Raw genomic sequence first — 17,275 nt, 5'->3', positions numbered from 1 at the left:
CATGGAAGACCAGGGCACTTGCCAGGGCCCCAGACCCTGGAGACGGCAGTTTTAGCCTGCCGCCTGGGTATTAACGGAAATCTTAACGTTCAGACTGGTACTCCTCTTTTTTTCTCCCCACTCCACTTAAAAGGGCTATAAGGACTGCAAAAACGCCTGCTCCCATCAGCTCTTTTACGGGAGTCCGGTCCCCGGTGTAGGGGATTACCCGTCCGGCTGCTGTCTGCAAAGAAGCGGAACCATTCCGGTCTTCTCCTGCTTTTTCATTTCTCGTGGTGCCTTTCTTTAATGAGGATTTAAGACCTTTACTGCTGCCAGAACCGGTCTTCGTTCCGTCTCCGGCTTTTTTATCCTCTGACATGGCACTTACCTTTGAGGAAGATGCTGCAAGTACATAATCGCTTTCTGCCAGGGCATAGAGGCTGAAATGGTCTACACTGGCTTCATAATAACTTCCGTTCATCTTGCCGCTTATCTCTTCTTTTTCGCCCTCGTCATTGATCCGGTAAAGGATCAGCTTTTCCGTATCATAACCTGTTGGAACGGGAATGCGAAGTGTGACTGACTCCTTTGGCTGTATGTAGCTTGAGCCGGACTTCAGTTTGATGTCATAGAGTACAAAATGATTGACCGTTTCGCTTAAGGCTGCCTGAGCTTTTTCATACTCGGTTCCGCTGGTCTTTTTGCTCACTTCCACAGTTACTGCAGGACCGCCTGTATTTCCCCTGATCCGGATTCCTGTCTCAGAGCTGATCAATTCAGACACACTGGCTGCTGTTCCGGTTTTGGAGGTATCATCCTTATCTTCATCTACATCACCGGATAAATCATCCCAAGCATCCTCTGTGGATTTGCTTATAGAACTCCAGTCAACCTTAAGCCGTGCCTTCACCGGATCACTGCCCATTACCTCTACCTGGGGGTCCACCTGACACTTATAATATTTACTGTCATCATCGGGCAGTTCAAATTCAAAGATCCACTTATTGCCTTCGGTTGATATCAGATCTGTGGTCTCATAATCCCCGTCATTATAAATATAAAAGTCATGGAGATGGGCTGTAATTCCCTGAAGGGACATTTTCTTTGTCTGAAGACGCATGGTAACATCGCCATCCTCAATCATCACGTATGCCGTCGGCAAAATGGCGGATTCTCCCAGGGAGGCTTTATCCATGGACGCATGCCACAAACGTACCTTTACCTTGTAATAGCCATCCTTACGTCCGCTTTTACTGCTACTTTTACTGCTACTTTTACTTCCCTTGTCGTCTCCGCTGCCTGTTGAAGATGAAGGATCAGAGGCGACTTCCAGCCCATTGATCGCAGTGCGAAGATTTTCCTTCTGCTCATCTACATCCTCTTGTACAACAGAATCATCCTCAAGCATAAGCACTGCTGTGTCGTACTCCAAAAGGAGCCTGCGAATGGATTCATCGGTGTATTTTGAGGAAAGTGCCAGGAATTCCTTGGATCTTGTTATCAAGGCTTTTAAGTACTTGTAATTGACAGTTCCAGTCTCTGTATCCGGTTTCTGCTCCTTTTTTAAGCTGTTGTAGGCCTCTTTGAGCAGTAAGGTCTGTTCATCAATGTCTCCCTGGGTGCACTGATTCCTGGCCGCTTTGATAAGAACTGATTTTGCCTCCTTAAGAGCAGACTCAAGGTCCTTCCAGCTTTCCCTGGTATAGTTTCCTTCTGTTTCTTTTTCTGCCAGACGGATCAACCGCTCAAGAACCGATGTGCTTAATCCATCTTCATCCTTGCCGCTGCCGCCTCCGGTCCGGTCGATGGCTGCGGTCAGGCTTAAAACTGCCTGCTTTACCATTCCCTCTGTCACATGATCCGCTTCCTGAATGCCCTCCGCAAACGTCCTGGCACGCTCCAGCTCTTTCCAGGCATTGATGCTGTAATCCGACTCTTCTGCCAGATAGGCTTCCATCAGTACGCTGCTTAAGTTCGACAGAGTGCTGTCGTCCGCCACCTTCACCAAAGCATCAATGCTTGCTTCCATGGCCTTCACCTGACTGTCTGCCATCTCCTGAGTCGCCAGACTGGAGGCTTTGATTTCCTTAGCTGTCTTTATGCTTTCGGTTAATACCTTCCAGCTGAATGGGGTATAGGCAGATTTCTTTGATTCCAGCTTTTCTGCCTTTTCTATGGCTTTTTGCAGTTCTTCCAAATCCAGGGAGGAATCTATATCCGTGGAACCATTGATATAGTCCAGACTGTCCCAATCCACCCGAAGCCTTGCATTCTGCGCTCCAAGTGCCATACCGGGTACATCTACTTCCACTTCTACCGGCAGGTATGTAAACTGCTTTCCGCTTTCCGGGGTAACGACAAAGCCTAAGAGATCAGGAAAATCTGACACGGTCTTTGGGTAATCCGCCTTCTGTGTCTTATAAGAAATCCCGTCCTCATTCTCCTTTAGGTCTATCATCTTTTTCATGGTTCTTAAGCTGCCTTCAAATCTATCATATTTCATTTTGTTAAAATGAATATAGAGCGTCCATTTACCATTGTCCCGGATAATCTTCCCAGGCTCCGTTCCGTAATCCATGGCAGGATTGCCCATGGAAGCCTTATTCTCATTCCATTTCCATAGATCATAATCAACGGAATAGGTTCCATCCTTTTTTGTGTCGGTGGAGTCTGGTGCTGTGAGAATGTATGTATTATTTCGGGAAATGCTGGCGGTCTTTACAGATTCTTTGGCTTGGGCAAATGATTGGGCAGCTGACTTAGTTTCTGTTTTAAACTTAGCTTCCGTCTCTGCCTTCGTTTCCGCTTTTGCTTTGTTTTCTGCATTTGCATTGGTCTCTGCTTTTGTCTTTGTTTCTGCATCTGCCTTTGTTTCAGAGTTTGTCTCAGTTTCTACCTTTGCTTTAGTTTCCGCCTCTGTCTTAGTTTCAGCTTTGGCCCTGCTTTCCGCCTCTGTCTTTGTTTCAGCTTTGGCCTTGCTTTCCGCATCTGTCTTTGTTTCGGCTTTGGCTTTGCCTTCCGCATCTGCCTTTGTTTCAGAGTTTGCCTTGGCTTCCGCTTCCTCCTCCGTCTCATCTGCACCGGTCTCTGTTCCCGGTTCAGACTCTGTCAATGGTTCTGTTTCAGACACAGTTTTTTCCGGCAGTTTGACTGTTTTCTTTTCCTCCAGTCCTTTTAAATCTTCCAGCTGAAGTTCAGGAATCTCCATTTGCAGACTCTGTGTCTCATTTGGTCCGTTTGCTTCGGCTTCACAGACTTTATCGTGAGCTTTTAGAGATTTTTCAAGCAGGGTTATTTCCTGATTTGTCAAATAACAGTTACCTTCTATGGCCAGTTCAGCCGCTTCCATAGAGGCTTCCAGCTGTCCGTAAGTCAAAAGACCTGCGTATTCACTGGAACGGTCTTTAATCTCTTTAAGAGTTTCAGCCAGGGAAGCCAGACGGTTCTCTGTGCCAGTATCTGCAATCAGCTTGTTTCTGGCTTCCAAAAGCTTCTGAATTGCTTCTTCTTCCTCTGTTTTTGTTAAGTCTCCTTTTAAAAGAAGGTCTTCTGCCTCACTCATTGACACCGCAAATTCATCCCAGGATTCTTTTGTAAAGTTTTCTTCCTTTACCCAGGATTCATAATCCTTTAAGAAGGATTTTAAGCTTCCATCGGTTTCAGTGTCATTTCCGTTATCATCGTCCCCTTCTTCCAGGGCAGCCATTTTTTCCTCAAGCCGGTTTCTGTAATTATCTGCATCTTTCTTGCTGACATCGTCTTCCTTCTGAATCTGCTTTTGAATCTCATCAATGAGAGACGTCAGGTTTTTTCTGCTTTTTTCCGTATAGTCCGTATTCCTGGAAGCCTTTACCGCCTGAACCAGATCTTTTTTTAACTGTGTCAAATTGGCTCTTTCCAAAAGACCGTCAATAGCCAGCAAAAGTGACTGGTTCTGATCATTGATTTTTGCCTGACCGGCATCAAATGTTTCTAAAAGAGCTTCTGTATTTTTGATTTCGTCTGTCAGAACCTTTTCGGTGCTGGTCGTATATCTAGTTTCACCGGACTTTATTTCTTTTGCCTTTTCAAGAAGAAGCTTCAGAGACGAAAGATCGGCACTCATACGCTTTGCATTGGCAAAATCCAATGACAGAACCAGTTCTTCTAACCCCGTCTTTACGGCAAGAGGCGCTTCTGTGTAGGGAACGGTAAAACTCACACGTTTTCCGTCCTCGGATACGCTTGCATCGGTTTGATAATTTCCATAATCTCCGTGGTATTCAACCAATGGCATGAGCGACTGGTCTGCTTTTTCAATCTGCAAGGTCATGTTTCCGTCTTTGATCATCACGTTTACCGGTGTTTTATAATCACTCCAATCTTCCTTATTAATTACCGGAATCTCATAGATTCCCTTTTCCAGAGTCAGAGAGTTGGCGGCAGCGTTTAAAATGGCCAGCGCATGAGCAACCCCTTCCGGCTTCTCCGTAACAACAGATCCATTTGCTATCTGTTCTTTTGTCTCCTGGCTGATCCTTTTTGCATAGGAAGCCTTATCATCGCTCCAGCCCCCGTTTTCTCCTAAAAAGCCAAGATAGGAAGCCCCTGCTAAAACAACACTCTGGTCATATACATGAATGGGATTTTCACCGTTTTCCACCTTTTCGATCTGGGTTAGCCGCACCTGCGCCGACTGCTCTGATTTTCCGCTGCCGGGCAATCCTCCTGCGATGGCATCCATTGCCGGAATGTAAAAGCTGACCCAGTAGGTATTGCTTTTTGTAGGATTCTTAAGGGGGAAGGCTACGCGCTCAACCTCAAAGGCCATATACTGCTTCTGGTCCGTATTGACACGTACATTTCCGGCATCATCTGTCCCATATTTTAAATAAGCAACCTCATTTTTTGCCTCGTTATTTTCACCATCCAGATAAAACATGTTACTTAAGTAGCCGGACTGGGTACCAAAGGAGGCGCTTCCCACATCCGTATACAAAGTAGCCAGGCCATCCTTCACTTCGATATAAGCATCTTTTTCTGCAAATGCAACATTCGATAAGGATACCCGCAGGGAATTATCTTTATGGCCGATTCCCACCTTGGTTTTGTATAGCCCGTCTTCCAGACCTTCGGCACTTTCTGCTTTTCCTGCATCATAGATAAACAAAGTACAGTTGTTATTACCAATGGTATTATCAGAAAAAACAAGTGCATTTTTTTCCTTATTTAAGTAATTGCCAGGTGACAATTCGGCCGATACATTATCTTCGCCGCGCCGTAAAATCTGTAAGGTTTCAATGTCCCATCCTTCCGGAATCGGAATGACCTTTTTTACCGGATTAACGGTATTTACCTTCTTTCCGCTGCTATCTGAAACTTTGATCGTATAGACTCTGTAATCCTTCGAGAAATTTACATAACTGTTGAACGTAGATTCTGTCAGATAATCTGCTTCTGCCGTTACACCAATCTCCGGAGTTCCATCTGGAAAATCACTTTTATAGTACACAACGGAAATCCCGGTATCTGCATGGGAATACGTTACCTTCTCCTCTGCCTCTCCTGCCCAGATATGTAAAAATACATAGTTATACTGATACTTTTCAGGCAGCTTAGTCTGATTGGCCTCTTGCATTTTCTTTGTGGAAACCCGCAATCCCTGGCCATATATTAAATCACGCACAGGTACCACTACCTGCCCATCCTTGATTTCAAGTTCCTCATATTCTGCATGATACTCTGACAGTAGCTTTTTCACATTGCTAGCAGTATATCCTTCATTATCAGAAGTATTTCTTCGTACTGCACGTTCTATCTTTACTATCTGGTTATCATTACCTTCTTCCAGCTGTTTTATTTGAAGCGTTGCAAAAACAGCTCCGTTTGCGTCAACCTTTACCGATACGGCATCTGTAATTCCTGTTGAGAAAAAATTATCCGCCCCTGCCTGACTCACACGGGTATGACTGATAGACGTTATAGTTTCATTCAGCTTATAACCCATCCATTTAAGTCTTTTGGAATAAGTTCCCTCTTTCAGAGTCTTATATTCCATTGCACTTTCCGGCATTAATGAAACAATCTGATTTACAGGCAATTCCTTGCTTGGATTTGCTGCTTTTCCGTAAAGACTGGAATATGTCTTTACTAAAATTGGCTTACTTAAATCACTTACATGGATTGTTACTGTTCCAGCATCCATATCAGAATCTGCCGAACGGTCTATTACCATCTCATCTTCTGTATAATAGTAATCATTGTAGCTTGCATCCACCTTTTTTCCATCAACCCAAGCTTGATATGCCTCTTCTCCTCCTTTCCAAGGAGTAAAAGTGCCAGCTGGAAGCTTGGAGAGCTTTCCTCCAGTCACAGCATTGTTCACATCAAGCACCTCATCTACCTTTTCTTCCTTTACAATCTGAAGCATGTCAAGAAGCTGGTATGAACCGATGCGAAGTGTAACCTTGTAGCCACTTCCCTCTTCTTCAACCAAAGCAGTTTCACTGATTTGGTTTCTTATCGTTGTCAGTGATTTCCCCTCTGAATACAAATTAGTTCCATTGTAGATTCGCAGCGGCACAATCTGCTTTTCTTGCGTTTCTGACTCATTATTCTGTTCAAAAACACTCGCTGAAACGTTTGTACTTATCTGAGCCCAGACAGTAGCAGGCAGAAGAAACAAGGCTGATACCAGAACGATTTTTAAAAGTTTGCTTTTCATTTTTCACCTCTACAATTGTGCTCTCTGCACGTCTGCACCTCCTTTTGACACCAGCCCCCTGCAAGAAACTTCTACCGGGGGCCGAGTTCAAAAACAGATAATATTAATTCAGATCCGGAATATAGACACTGAATGTCTTAGTCATAGCGGAATCCACATCAATTGTTATGGTGAAGTTTGTATAGCCAGCAGCGTCTGGATCCTTATTGTATACAATCTGATTTCCATTTTCGCCTTCTCTAAACAGATCTAACTCAGAATCCTCGTCAAACACACCATTTCCATTATCATCGATAAAAGCCTTGACAATGTTACCAGTATAAGTCTGCCCGTTGCTGACATACTTTGCTTCCTGTAGATTGAGGGTCACTTCGTCACCGGAAACGTCGTAACTGCCAACACAATCCTGTCCCATTGGGGCAGCTACATAGTTTCCGCCTTTAAGTAAATAGAAATAAGCATCTGCGGTGTTTGCCATTGCGGTCATAGCGCCGCCTGCCATCATGACTGCTGCGGTTAAACCTACTGCAATTCTTTTTAAGTTTCTCATAAACTGATACCTCCTGTATGTTGTCCCTTTCCGGGAAGTTTATAGTTTTTCCTGTCCATTCCAGGACAGCCTTGTGTTCTTTTATCTGATCCGGTATTTCTACGGGCGCCCGGCATCCACATTTCCAGGCTTTGTCAGACCGTAAGAACAAACTTTTGGTGTTCCACTTCAACCACAGGGAGGCGGATTCCGTAAAGCCTTAAAAGAATTTCACTGTCGATCACTTCTTTTGGAGCTCCTTCTGCCACGATCCTTCCATGCTTCATGCCAACAAAAATGTCTCCGTATTCCATGGCCTGGTTAATATCATGAAGCACCATAATCACCGTAATTCCATAGTCTTTATTCAGCTTTTGCACCAGCTTCATGATCTCGATCTGATACCGGATGTCAAGATAAGTGGTGGGTTCATCAAGAAAAAGTATCTTTGTTTTCTGTGCAAGTGCCATGGCGATCCAGACTCTCTGTCTCTGTCCGCCGGAAAGCCGGGAAACACACTGGTCTTTTATGGACCATAAATCCGTTACCTCCAAGGCCCATTTGATGATGTCCTCATCCTCTCTGGTGCCTGCTGTCTGAAACGCATTCAGATAGGGTGTCCGGCCATAGCTTACCAGCTTACTGACCGTTAAATCCGCAGGTGCCCTGTTGTTTTGATGGACAATGGCAACGTGTTTTGCAAATTCTTTCCGCTTCATGTCTTCAATGTCCCTTTCTCCAAGTAAGATCCTGCCCTGATCGGGAATCAGATTCTTTGTCATCAACTGAAACAGCGTGCTTTTTCCGCAGCCGTTGGCTCCCATTAATACTGTGATTTTCCCCTGCTTTACAGAAAGCTTTAGTTCCTGTATGATATTATTTTGCCCGTCATAGGAAAAGGTTAAGTCATCCGCCTTCATCAGTAATTCTTCACTGCACGCCATAGATTTTCTCACTCCTTCGGATCAGGATTATCAGCATGGGGCCTCCCACAATGGAAAGCAGAATGGAAGCTGATATTTCATAGGGGGCTGCAATGGTCCGCCCCAGGGTATCTGCCAGCAGCATGAGAAATGCGCCGCCCAGCATGGAAAACGGGATAAGTACCTTATGGCTGGAGCCCACCAGCAGTCTTGCAATATGCGGAATAATCAGCCCGATAAAGGATACCACCCCCATCTCAGCGGTGGAAATGCTGGCCAGCACCACAGCAAGGAAAGAAACTGAAATTCTGGCGGTGGTCACATTGACCCCCAGCCCTCTGGCTGTCTGGTCACTCAATGACAGCAGATCACATTTATAAAATGCTCCAAAGGCTAACACCAGCCCAAGCACCACATATCCGGAGATCATGTATACATCTTCCCAGGTTTTCTGTGAAATATTGGCGGTTGCAATGGAGGCCACCCCTGTCATACTGCCTCCTGTCATGGAATGAAAGGCCTGGGTAAGCCCTGTAAACACTGCATTGACCGCCACTCCCACAAGAATCACCCGCAGAGGATTCAGACCATTTTTAAATGCCAGCAGGTATACCAGTCCGCAGGAGAGGATTCCTCCGGCAAAGGCAAACAGGGGCGTTAAGAAATACAGGGACGGAAACATTCCTGCAATCAGCACCGCCACAAAACCTGCCCCTGCGCTGACTCCGATAATCCCCGGATCAGCGATGGGATTTTTCATACACGCCTGAAAAAGAACGCCGGATACGGAAAGAGCCGCACCTCCTAAAGAAGCAATGAAAATTCTCGGAAATCGAAGATCCCATATGACAGCTACATCGGGATCGTATTTCACAAAAAGGCCGGAGAGCAGCTGCTCCATGGAAATGTTCAGACTTCCCGTGTTTACCGATATGTAAACAGTGATAAGAAACAAAATCAGCAGTCCAAGAAAATATACTCCTTTATAGCTGCCTGTTTCAGCCTTTTTATGGCTTTGCACACTGATGTCTGTCATACTTATTCCTCCCCATAAATCATTGGCTGCAAAGTGTCCAGGGCCTCAGGAAAATTGAATTTGGCACTCATGCCAAACTGGTCATAGGGCAGGTCATAAACCTTTTTCTCCTGTACCGCCCGAAAATGCTTCCATATGTCGTTTGTTTCAAATTCATCCTTAAACATCTGCACTACATCTTCCGGCATGGCATGTGCGGCTCTTAGAATGATATCCGGATCCTTGGACTGCATATCCTCCGTATTGGCCGTAATGAAATTCTTTTCCTCCTCTTCATACACATTAATTCCTCCCGCAAGCCTTACCAGACTTCCCACATAGCTTTTGCCTGTGGCCACCACATAGGAACCGGGCAGGCCCATCAAGACCAACACTCTGGGGCTTTCCTTATGTTCATTCCCCCGGCGGTACTGGTAATAAAAGGCAGAAAATTCGTCTGTCATCTTCTGTGCCTCCTCCTGTCTTCCAAACAGTTCTCCAAGTTCTTCCACACTCTTATACAGTCCCTCCACACTTTCCAGATTAATGAACACTCCTTTTACGCCTGCCGCCTCTAGCTTTGGCTCCAGATCTGACTGGAGAGCCCCAGGGCCCACCACATAATCCGGATCCAGTGTTTTTATGACCTCCATGTCCGGGCTCATGGCTAAACCAATCCTGGTAACACCGTCATAACGGGCAGGAATCTGGGAAAGGCTGGATTCCGGCACCCCAACAAGTTCTATGTCAAGCCTTGCCATAATATCCGTAACCGCAGGAGAGGTGGCTACAATCTTAAGATTATCTGCACTGGAATTTCTGACCTCCCCTCCGGTCTGATCCACACAGCCGGTAAGAACAACGGACGCCGATCCAAGGATTCCAATAACCGTATTTATGATTCTCTTTATTTTCATTGTCTGTCTCCCTGCCGCTGTCTTAAAAGTCCCAGTCCCATATAAGCCGCCAGAACCGCCGATACTCCAAACAGCCCCATCATGACCTTCCGGCTGCTTCCGGCTTCTTTTGGTACCCGAAAGCCTTCCTTACCCTCTTTCTCCCCCGTTCCCGTCACCTTTACAATTCCAACTGCCTCCTCTAACATCTGCCTGGTCTGCATTCTGGCTTCCTCCACGGGCACCTGGGACAGGTCATAAGAGGTATTCAGATGATCTGACACTGCTTCTCCTTTATGGTTTTGTACCTCTTTTGCGGCTGTTTTCTTTGAAGATGGCTTTTTAGGAATTCCAGTCACAGGATCATCGGCTTCTCCGCTGCCGTTTCCGTTCTCTTCTTTCCCATCGGGGGAGTGTGCTTCCTCACGGAGTCCGTCATCAGACAGCAAGCTGTCATTTTCTTCTGCCTGAAATTGCCCGGTTGTCTGCACTTCCCCGCCTTTTGATTCCGTTTCCTTTGATTCCTTTGCATGTTCCGTAACAAAATCCCCCCTTCCTGCGACTGGATTCTTTGCTGTGAAAAAGAAAATGACATTTCTTCCTGCCGGTTTTATAAAGGCTTTGCCCCGGTATACGGAATCCAGACTGGTTATCTTCATGCGGTAATCCGTATATCCGTACTTATCCCCAATATCTGAAGCACCTTCCACAGCCTCCTTTGACTGAACCTCCTTATAGGACAATTCTGTAAAAGAACCTCCGTCTCTTTCTTCAAATGTCACATCACTGATAAACTGGGAAAGATAATACCGTACGGTAAGGTACATGGTTCCAGTGCTGTCTACCTCTAACAGCCCGGTGGACCCGCACATGCGCTCAGTCATTCCCTGTCCAATGGCCTCATTGTTTCCCGGATCTTCAATATTGCCTGTCTCAGGGTCCTTATAGCTGGGAGTAACCGTTACCAGATAGGTTCCTTCCTCTGCCGCCAAAACCGTCCCCGGACATACAGCCGTCATTCCTATTGCCAGCGCCATGGCTCCCGCCAGAAAGAGCTGTCCAGGATATTTTTTCTCCACTATTTTTTCTGTAATCTTCATTCTAAGAAATCCTCCTGGCCATTACCACCAGTCTTCCGTTTTCTATGCTGTAATCACAGGTGGAAAGGGTTAAAAAATCATCTCCATAACCGATCTCAACCCCGGTATCATAGATAGAATTTTCTTTCATCGCTTGAATGACCTCCTCCGCTTTTGAATCAGCGGCATTTGTAAATCCATAGGGAAGCTTTTCCAAATCATTGCCCGTCACCACACTGGCAATCTCATACATCCTTGTTTCATAAAGAGTATCAAGCTGAATTATGGAGTGTTCTTTATAGTAATCCTCAGCCTTATACTTTAAAAGGTCCGCGAACATGGAACCATTTTTCATGTTGTGGCCGTATATGATGATATTTCCCCCAAACTCTGATACGTCACTGGCTTCGTCCATAAACAGAAGCCCGTTTTTGCTCTTCTCCTTATCAAATCCTCTGTGGCTGTAATATTCCGGGTCCTCCGGAGTCCACATGACCGGGTAATCCACCCTGGTTCCTTCAATGGTAAGCCAGCCCTCAAGGTCGGGATTTTCAGAAAACAGGGCCTGATACTCTGCCATCACGTTGCCCTCACCGACCGTCAGGGTCTCCCCTCCTCCGGCTTCCTTTGCGGCTTCCTTTGTCTGCCGAAGCTGATTCACCGCTTCTTCTGCCCTGCTTGTCTCCATATAATATCTTCCAAGGACCACAGCACACACGACCGCAGTTCCAATGCCTGCCCTTTGAATTACGGTTTTATATTTTCCCTGCTTCCAGTTCTTCCGAAACCGTCCAAACTCTTTTTCAAGATTCATATGAAACGATCCTTTCCCGCACAGTTAGTTTAAGCTAACTTATTGATAAAAAAAGAAAACCACTAAATTTCCCTTGCACACCAGCATTATATACATACGAAAAAAACACTGTCAATATTCATTCAATTCTTAATTCCGAACCTATTGTCATACGAAATAAAGAGAAAAAACCAATAATTATTGGTTTATTTTTCCTTTTTTATCAAATACAGCACCTTTTTATCAAGAAATGTGTGTACCTATTGTCATACGGTTTTTTACGAAAATGGCATGATTGAACCAATTTGTACCTTTGGATCGTGGCTGAAACTGATTTTCATAATAGCCGGACTCTTTGGCATGTGTATGATTCCGGCTGTGCATGTGGCATAAATCCGAAGCTCCCCTTTCAGTTCTAATTCATTTCTGGAACAGGACCACTGAATATGGGAGGCCTTTATTCTCACATAGTCCCCCTCCACCTCTGCCTTTTTTTTCTTTCCTTCTACCACATACTCCATGGTTTTGAGCATTCCGCTGATCAGATTATTTTTCCGGTAAGAGAACTGAACCACCCGCAGGCGCTTAAGCTCAATGACGCTGTTTCCTTTTGCAATGATCAGTCGGGCCGGCTTTTCAAACGCGCCATCTGCCATAGACGGTTCCGGAGTATTTGCTCCATCTTTAACAAATTCCACGTCAACATGATAAATTCCTTCCGGCAGGTACTGGGATAAATCCATATCAGGACCTTCCTCAGAAGTCTTTTCTGCAGACAGGACCTTACAGATGCTGCAGATCAGACAGTTCTTAAGAAGCATATCCACTACAGGATCTTCCGTAACGGCCAGCCAGGTATGGGCGGTGGATTCCGCCAGCTTTTGGTCAATGTCATGAAGCAAAAGCCAGCCAACCAAAGACCGGTGCCTTGGCAGATACCAGTTTACATACCCCTCTCCCTCCGGGGTCAAATCATACTGCTGATTTAAAAATCCCCGGTTTACCAAAACATTAAGGGTTCTCTGAACCGTTGATTTAGATACATTATTTTTAATTGCAAGATGATAAAAGGAGCGTTTCTCCTTTTTTTCTCCGATCCAGGAGAGAAGATACTGCATCTGTGCCTTTGTCAGTTTTTCCATATAAATCTCCGCCTTTCCCATGTTCCCCCCAGCACAGGCATTTACATGAAACTGCCGGATGCCTGTGAGGTTAGTCATGACTAATCATATATTAAAAATAAATGGCATGAAAGCTCTCGCTCTAATGTCCATTTTTCTCCGTCTATTCAGAAACGGCCAGCTTATTATAACAAAAAATGGTCAAAAAGTCTTGAAAAACAAACTTTTTGACCAAATATCTCAAAATGAAACTTAACTTAACCTTTTATTTCATGTAAGCGGAAAAGGGATTACAGGGAATCTCGATCCCCTCCTCTTCCAGACGCAGCTTGATCTGTTCTAACACTTCTGCACGGACACTCCAGTAATCCTCCATACGTGTCCAGCCCCTGACTCCCAGAATCACCCCCTGGTCGGTCAAATCGCTGACAAACACTTCCATGAGCTCTTCTTTTAAGATACCCGGATGGCTTTTGAGGATTTTCTCAAGAACGTCTTTGGCTTTTTTTAGATCCGAGCCATAGCTGATCCGTATCAGCACATCAAGCCTCCGGCTTTCCATGGCCGTTACATTGGTGAGAGCCGAATTGGACAGGGTTCCGTTGGGAATGACCACCTGCTTATTATCGGCAGTGGTTAAAACCGTATAAACAAGACCGATGGTGCGAACCGTTCCCTCTCCGTCTTTGGAAACGATATAGTCTCCCACCCGGAAGGGCTTCATCATCAGAATCAGCACCCCTCCTGCAAAATTCGCAAGGCTTCCCTGGACCGCAAGACCGATGGCAATACTGGCAGAACCAAGAAGGGCCACGATGGAAGCAGAGTTGACTCCGATCTGACCTGCGATAATAAAACCCAGAAGACAATACATGCCTGCATTCAATACGGACAGAAGAAACTTACTTAAGCTGACCTCCATGTCCATCTTCTGAAAGGAACGTTCCAGCATATGATAAAAAAGCCTTATGATCCTGGAACCGATAAAAAAGATCAGCAGGGCGATCAAAAGCTTGATCCCAAAGGCGATCAGATCCGGTCCCCATCCTTTGATTGTATCAAGGAGGACATTCGGCTTAAGCTGTTCTAAATTTTCCTGAACCTCCTGTTTGATATCTACAAACGCCTCATCCGCTACCGAACTGGTAAGGGTAAAAAATATCATTTATAGTCTCCTAACTCCACATATTTTACCAACTGGAAATCATTTTACCATTCCTTCATGGATTTTTCAATATCCACCCCTGGCCTCCATAACTTTCGACCGCTCATAGGCAAGCATCAAATCCACCATTCTGCCATAGCTGTCAACACCGTCCGTCTGGCTGTTCAGCTTTAAATAGCTGTCGTTGAGCAGATTGGAGACTTCCGCAGTCTTTCCTTCATATTGGCCCCAAAATTCCGTATTATCCCTTAGATCTGCCCAAATCTGACCGGAAAGCTGTCCAGAAAGCTCCGAATAAGCCATGGGATCAGACTTAGCCAGGGCATTGGTGGCATAGACCCAGCCGGTCAAGTAGCCGCTGTAGCGGAACGCCTCATGTTCAGAACCGATGCAGGCCAGATACCCGATAAAATTAGCCTCATCCTCTCTCATGAAGCCTCTGAAATGAGACAGCTCGTGACAGACCGTATGGGGAATATTATATTGGGGCATAGAACGGTTATAAATGGCTTCTGCCGTAAATGGAGAATATTGGCCGCAAAGCTGCTGAACGGAAAAAAGATAAGAGAAGGCCAAAGGCTTGGGCCTGGGGTAAAACCCGGACAGCTCCGGATAGACCTCTCCCAGCTTTTCCATGGAGGTTACACTTTCTGCCTCCAAAACTGCCTTGTCAAACTTCCCCGGTACTCCCTGTTCCGACATCTGATTTAAAGTGTCCGTCAGCTTCTCACATAAGTCCCTTAGTTCCTTTTTGGAGGACTTTCTGATATCCAGGCCCGAATAAACAGAAAAAGGGTACCGGTAATAGTTGATGCCGCAGTTTATGGTAAATAAAAAAAAGAAAAGTGTAAGAAGGAACAGGCTGCCGATGAGGATCTTTTTCGTTTTCCGAAAATATCGGATCAAACAGGCGGTACAAAAGAAAATGAGAATGCAGGCGGTAATTTCCATTAAAGCAAAAGGAAACAGGCCGGACAGTCTTCCCAGGCTTCCGACAAAAACGGGATAAACAACTCTTGCATACCACTCGCCAAATCCAGGTACGTTCCTTGCCATGATCTGCAGGAACAGAGAAACAAAAAACAGGATTGCAGATATAATAAACAAACCATTTTCCCTTTTGCCTGTCTCTCTCAAAAGTATTCCCCCTTTGTGCCGTATTTTATGAATTTATACTACCAGTCTAATATGGCGATTCCGTGGAGCGTTTGTGAATATTTTCTTACCATTTTGTGAACTCCCTTGCGTTATGCTCCAAACTCATATACACTCAGTAATGGAACCACTCAGTAAAGCCAAAAAGAAAAATGATATGAAAAGAGACGAAAACATGCCCAATGAACAAAAGCCGTTCAACTGGAAAGAAGAACTTATCAGCTGGATCAAAATTATTATTACTGCAGCTGCCATTGCATTTGTGCTGAATAATTTCATCATTGCCAACAGCAGAGTGCCAAGCGGCTCTATGGAACAGACCATTATGACAGGTGACCGAGTGATCGGGTCCCGGCTGTCCTATTATTTTTCTGAACCGCAGCGGGGAGATGTTGTTATCTTTCATTTCCCGGATGATCCCACGGGAAAAACCTATTACGTGAAGCGGATCATTGGAACTCCCGGAGATATCATTGATATCCGCAACGGGAAAGTTTATTTAAATAATTCCGAAACTCCTCTTGAGGAACCATATCTGCCGGAGCCTATGGAACCGGAACCGGATGCCCACTTTGAAGTTCCGGAGGATTCCTATTTTATGCTGGGCGACAACCGTAACTTTTCCGCAGACGCCAGAAGATGGAATCATAAATATGTGAAGAAGGACAAAATTATTGCAAAGGTCTTATTCCGTTATTTCCCATCCATCAAGAAAATACAATAATCTTGCCATTGGTAAGAATAAAAATTATAAAAATGCAGATCAGGATTTCGTTCCTGACCTGCATTTTTTTCACCACTGGTAATATTTCACCAGTGCCTGAGTCCCCTCATCTCCGTGACCTTCCGCTGCCATAGTCTCATACATGGACAGCACGTATTCCAGGACTCCAAGATGGAGGTTTGCATCCTTTGCTTCCTCTGCAGCGATTTTCATATCCTTGATGAAATGCTTGATAAAAAATCCCGGAGCAAAATCTCCTAAAAGGATGCGGGGGGCCAGAGCCTTTAACTGGGCACTGCCCGCGGCTCCTGTTCCAATGGATTCCACCATGGTCCTTTCATCCAGTCCATTGGCTCTTGCATAAGCCAGGGCCTCACAGACACCGGATAAAGCGCCGGCAATGGCGATCTGGTTGCACATCTTGGTATGCTGGCCGTTCCCCGCTTTTCCCTGGTATTTGATTGCCTTTCCCATGGCTTCAAATACAGGCAGACAGCGGTTGAAATCTTCCTCATCTCCTCCGGCCAGTATGGTAAGGGTTCCTTCCCTTGCCCCGGTATCCCCTCCGGTAACAGGCGCATCGATGGCTTTTAATCCTTTCTTCTTCCCTTCCTCATAGATGCGTACGGCAAGCCTGGGGCTGGTGGTGGTCATATCAATGAGACAGGTTCCCGGGTCAGCACTTGACAATATGCCCTTTTCTCCAAAATAAACTTCTTCTACATCCGCCGGATATCCTACGATGGTGATCACAGCATCTCTGCCCTTGGCACAGGAGCTGACATCTTCACACCATTTGGCCCCCTCCTTTATGACCTCCTCAGCCTTTTCTCTGGTTCTGGTATAAACCGCCACTTCAAAGCCTGCTTTCATCAGATTGCGTACCATTGACTTTCCCATGATTCCAACACCAATAAATCCGATCTTCTTCATCTGCTGTTCCTCCTCTTCCTGAATGCTGCAGGTATCTTGTAAATCTTCCCCTGCTCTTTTCTCTGATTGTAGCATCTCAAAAACAGGTTGTACAGAGAAAACCAAATTTCTTGTGGCTGCTGTCAATAATTTTCACAAACAAACACTACTTTTTGGAAAATATTAACAAAAGAAAATCTTTTCTTATGGGAATAGTTCACTCAAACTGTATTTTTTTGTTCTGTTTTCTAATAGAAAATATAGAACGGGTGTGATAC

The 17,275-nt window shown here is 45.3% G+C and carries 12 protein-coding genes; 1 reads left to right on the top strand and 11 read right to left on the bottom strand.

Annotated elements, in window-relative coordinates; all coding sequences use genetic code 11:
• Nucleotides 1-82: 82 nt before the first annotated feature.
• The 10 genes from ACLTWA_RS13460 to ACLTWA_RS13415 all read right to left on the bottom strand — a co-directional run bounded on the left by ACLTWA_RS13460 (nt 83) and on the right by ACLTWA_RS13415 (nt 15,343).
• Nucleotides 83-6,685 (bottom strand): hypothetical protein, encoded by a 6,603-nt coding sequence (locus ACLTWA_RS13460; RefSeq protein WP_412328412.1) that lies wholly within the window; start codon nt 6,683-6,685, stop codon nt 83-85.
• 103 nt (nt 6,686-6,788) lie between these two features.
• Nucleotides 6,789-7,235 (bottom strand): hypothetical protein, encoded by a 447-nt coding sequence (locus ACLTWA_RS13455; protein ID WP_412328411.1) that lies wholly within the window; start codon nt 7,233-7,235, stop codon nt 6,789-6,791.
• 134 nt (nt 7,236-7,369) lie between these two features.
• Nucleotides 7,370-8,158 (bottom strand): ABC transporter ATP-binding protein, encoded by a 789-nt coding sequence (locus ACLTWA_RS13450; protein WP_412328410.1) that lies wholly within the window; start codon nt 8,156-8,158, stop codon nt 7,370-7,372.
• Nucleotides 8,145-9,173, bottom strand: a complete 1,029-nt coding sequence (locus tag ACLTWA_RS13445; protein ID WP_412328409.1) for a FecCD family ABC transporter permease — start codon at nt 9,171-9,173, stop codon at nt 8,145-8,147. Before ACLTWA_RS13445 ends, ACLTWA_RS13450 begins: the two co-directional genes overlap by 14 nt.
• A 2-nt stretch (nt 9,174-9,175) precedes the next feature.
• Entirely contained in the window at nt 9,176-10,069 is an 894-nt protein-coding gene (gene isdE / locus ACLTWA_RS13440) for a heme ABC transporter substrate-binding protein IsdE (RefSeq protein WP_412328408.1), read from the bottom strand.
• Nucleotides 10,066-11,148, bottom strand: a complete 1,083-nt coding sequence (locus ACLTWA_RS13435) for a heme-binding Shp domain-containing protein (RefSeq protein ID WP_412328407.1) — start codon at nt 11,146-11,148, stop codon at nt 10,066-10,068. The genes isdE and ACLTWA_RS13435 overlap by 4 nt, the downstream gene beginning before the upstream one ends.
• 1 nt (nt 11,149) lies before the next feature.
• Entirely contained in the window at nt 11,150-11,941 is a 792-nt protein-coding gene (locus tag ACLTWA_RS13430; protein ID WP_412328406.1) for a class B sortase, read from the bottom strand.
• Between the two features lie 257 nt (nt 11,942-12,198).
• Nucleotides 12,199-13,062: a hypothetical protein gene (locus ACLTWA_RS13425; protein WP_412328405.1), complete on the bottom strand. Its 864-nt coding sequence runs from the start codon at nt 13,060-13,062 to the stop codon at nt 12,199-12,201.
• A 244-nt stretch (nt 13,063-13,306) separates the two neighbouring features.
• Nucleotides 13,307-14,206 (bottom strand): mechanosensitive ion channel family protein, encoded by a 900-nt coding sequence (locus ACLTWA_RS13420; RefSeq protein WP_412328404.1) that lies wholly within the window; start codon nt 14,204-14,206, stop codon nt 13,307-13,309.
• A 66-nt stretch (nt 14,207-14,272) separates the two neighbouring features.
• Nucleotides 14,273-15,343: a DUF3810 domain-containing protein gene (locus ACLTWA_RS13415; RefSeq protein ID WP_412328403.1), complete on the bottom strand. Its 1,071-nt coding sequence runs from the start codon at nt 15,341-15,343 to the stop codon at nt 14,273-14,275.
• Between the two features lie 175 nt (nt 15,344-15,518).
• Here ACLTWA_RS13415 and lepB point away from each other — a divergent pair, with 175 nt between their 5' ends.
• Nucleotides 15,519-16,085 (top strand): signal peptidase I, encoded by a 567-nt coding sequence (lepB, locus tag ACLTWA_RS13410; RefSeq protein ID WP_412328402.1) that lies wholly within the window; start codon nt 15,519-15,521, stop codon nt 16,083-16,085.
• 69 nt (nt 16,086-16,154) lie between these two features.
• Here lepB and ACLTWA_RS13405 read toward each other — a convergent pair whose 3' ends face one another.
• A complete protein-coding gene (locus ACLTWA_RS13405) occupies nt 16,155-17,018 on the bottom strand; it encodes an NAD(P)-dependent oxidoreductase (protein ID WP_412328401.1) in 864 nt (287 codons plus the stop codon).
• Nucleotides 17,019-17,275: the final 257 nt, after the last annotated feature.

The sequence above is a fragment of the Lacrimispora sp. genome (genome assembly GCF_046972725.1).
Taxonomy (GTDB): Bacteria; Bacillota; Clostridia; order Lachnospirales; family Lachnospiraceae; genus Lacrimispora.
This window is presented reverse-complemented; position numbering and strand designations above follow the sequence as displayed.

Bases quoted from the DNA above. Each gene is read 5' to 3' on its own strand.
- ACLTWA_RS13460 (WP_412328412.1), bottom strand. From the start codon at position 6,685: ATGAAAAGCAAACTTTTAAAAATCGTTCTGGTATCAGCCTTGTTTCTT.
- ACLTWA_RS13455 (WP_412328411.1), bottom strand. From the start codon at position 7,235: ATGAGAAACTTAAAAAGAATTGCAGTAGGTTTAACCGCAGCAGTCATG.
- ACLTWA_RS13450 (WP_412328410.1), bottom strand. From the start codon at position 8,158: ATGGCGTGCAGTGAAGAATTACTGATGAAGGCGGATGACTTAACCTTT.
- ACLTWA_RS13445 (WP_412328409.1), bottom strand. From the start codon at position 9,173: ATGACAGACATCAGTGTGCAAAGCCATAAAAAGGCTGAAACAGGCAGC.
- isdE (WP_412328408.1), bottom strand. From the start codon at position 10,069: ATGAAAATAAAGAGAATCATAAATACGGTTATTGGAATCCTTGGATCG.
- ACLTWA_RS13435 (WP_412328407.1), bottom strand. From the start codon at position 11,148: ATGAAGATTACAGAAAAAATAGTGGAGAAAAAATATCCTGGACAGCTC.
- ACLTWA_RS13430 (WP_412328406.1), bottom strand. From the start codon at position 11,941: ATGAATCTTGAAAAAGAGTTTGGACGGTTTCGGAAGAACTGGAAGCAG.
- ACLTWA_RS13425 (WP_412328405.1), bottom strand. From the start codon at position 13,062: ATGGAAAAACTGACAAAGGCACAGATGCAGTATCTTCTCTCCTGGATC.
- ACLTWA_RS13420 (WP_412328404.1), bottom strand. From the start codon at position 14,206: ATGATATTTTTTACCCTTACCAGTTCGGTAGCGGATGAGGCGTTTGTA.
- lepB (WP_412328402.1), top strand. From the start codon at position 15,519: ATGAAAAGAGACGAAAACATGCCCAATGAACAAAAGCCGTTCAACTGG.
- ACLTWA_RS13405 (WP_412328401.1), bottom strand. From the start codon at position 17,018: ATGAAGAAGATCGGATTTATTGGTGTTGGAATCATGGGAAAGTCAATG.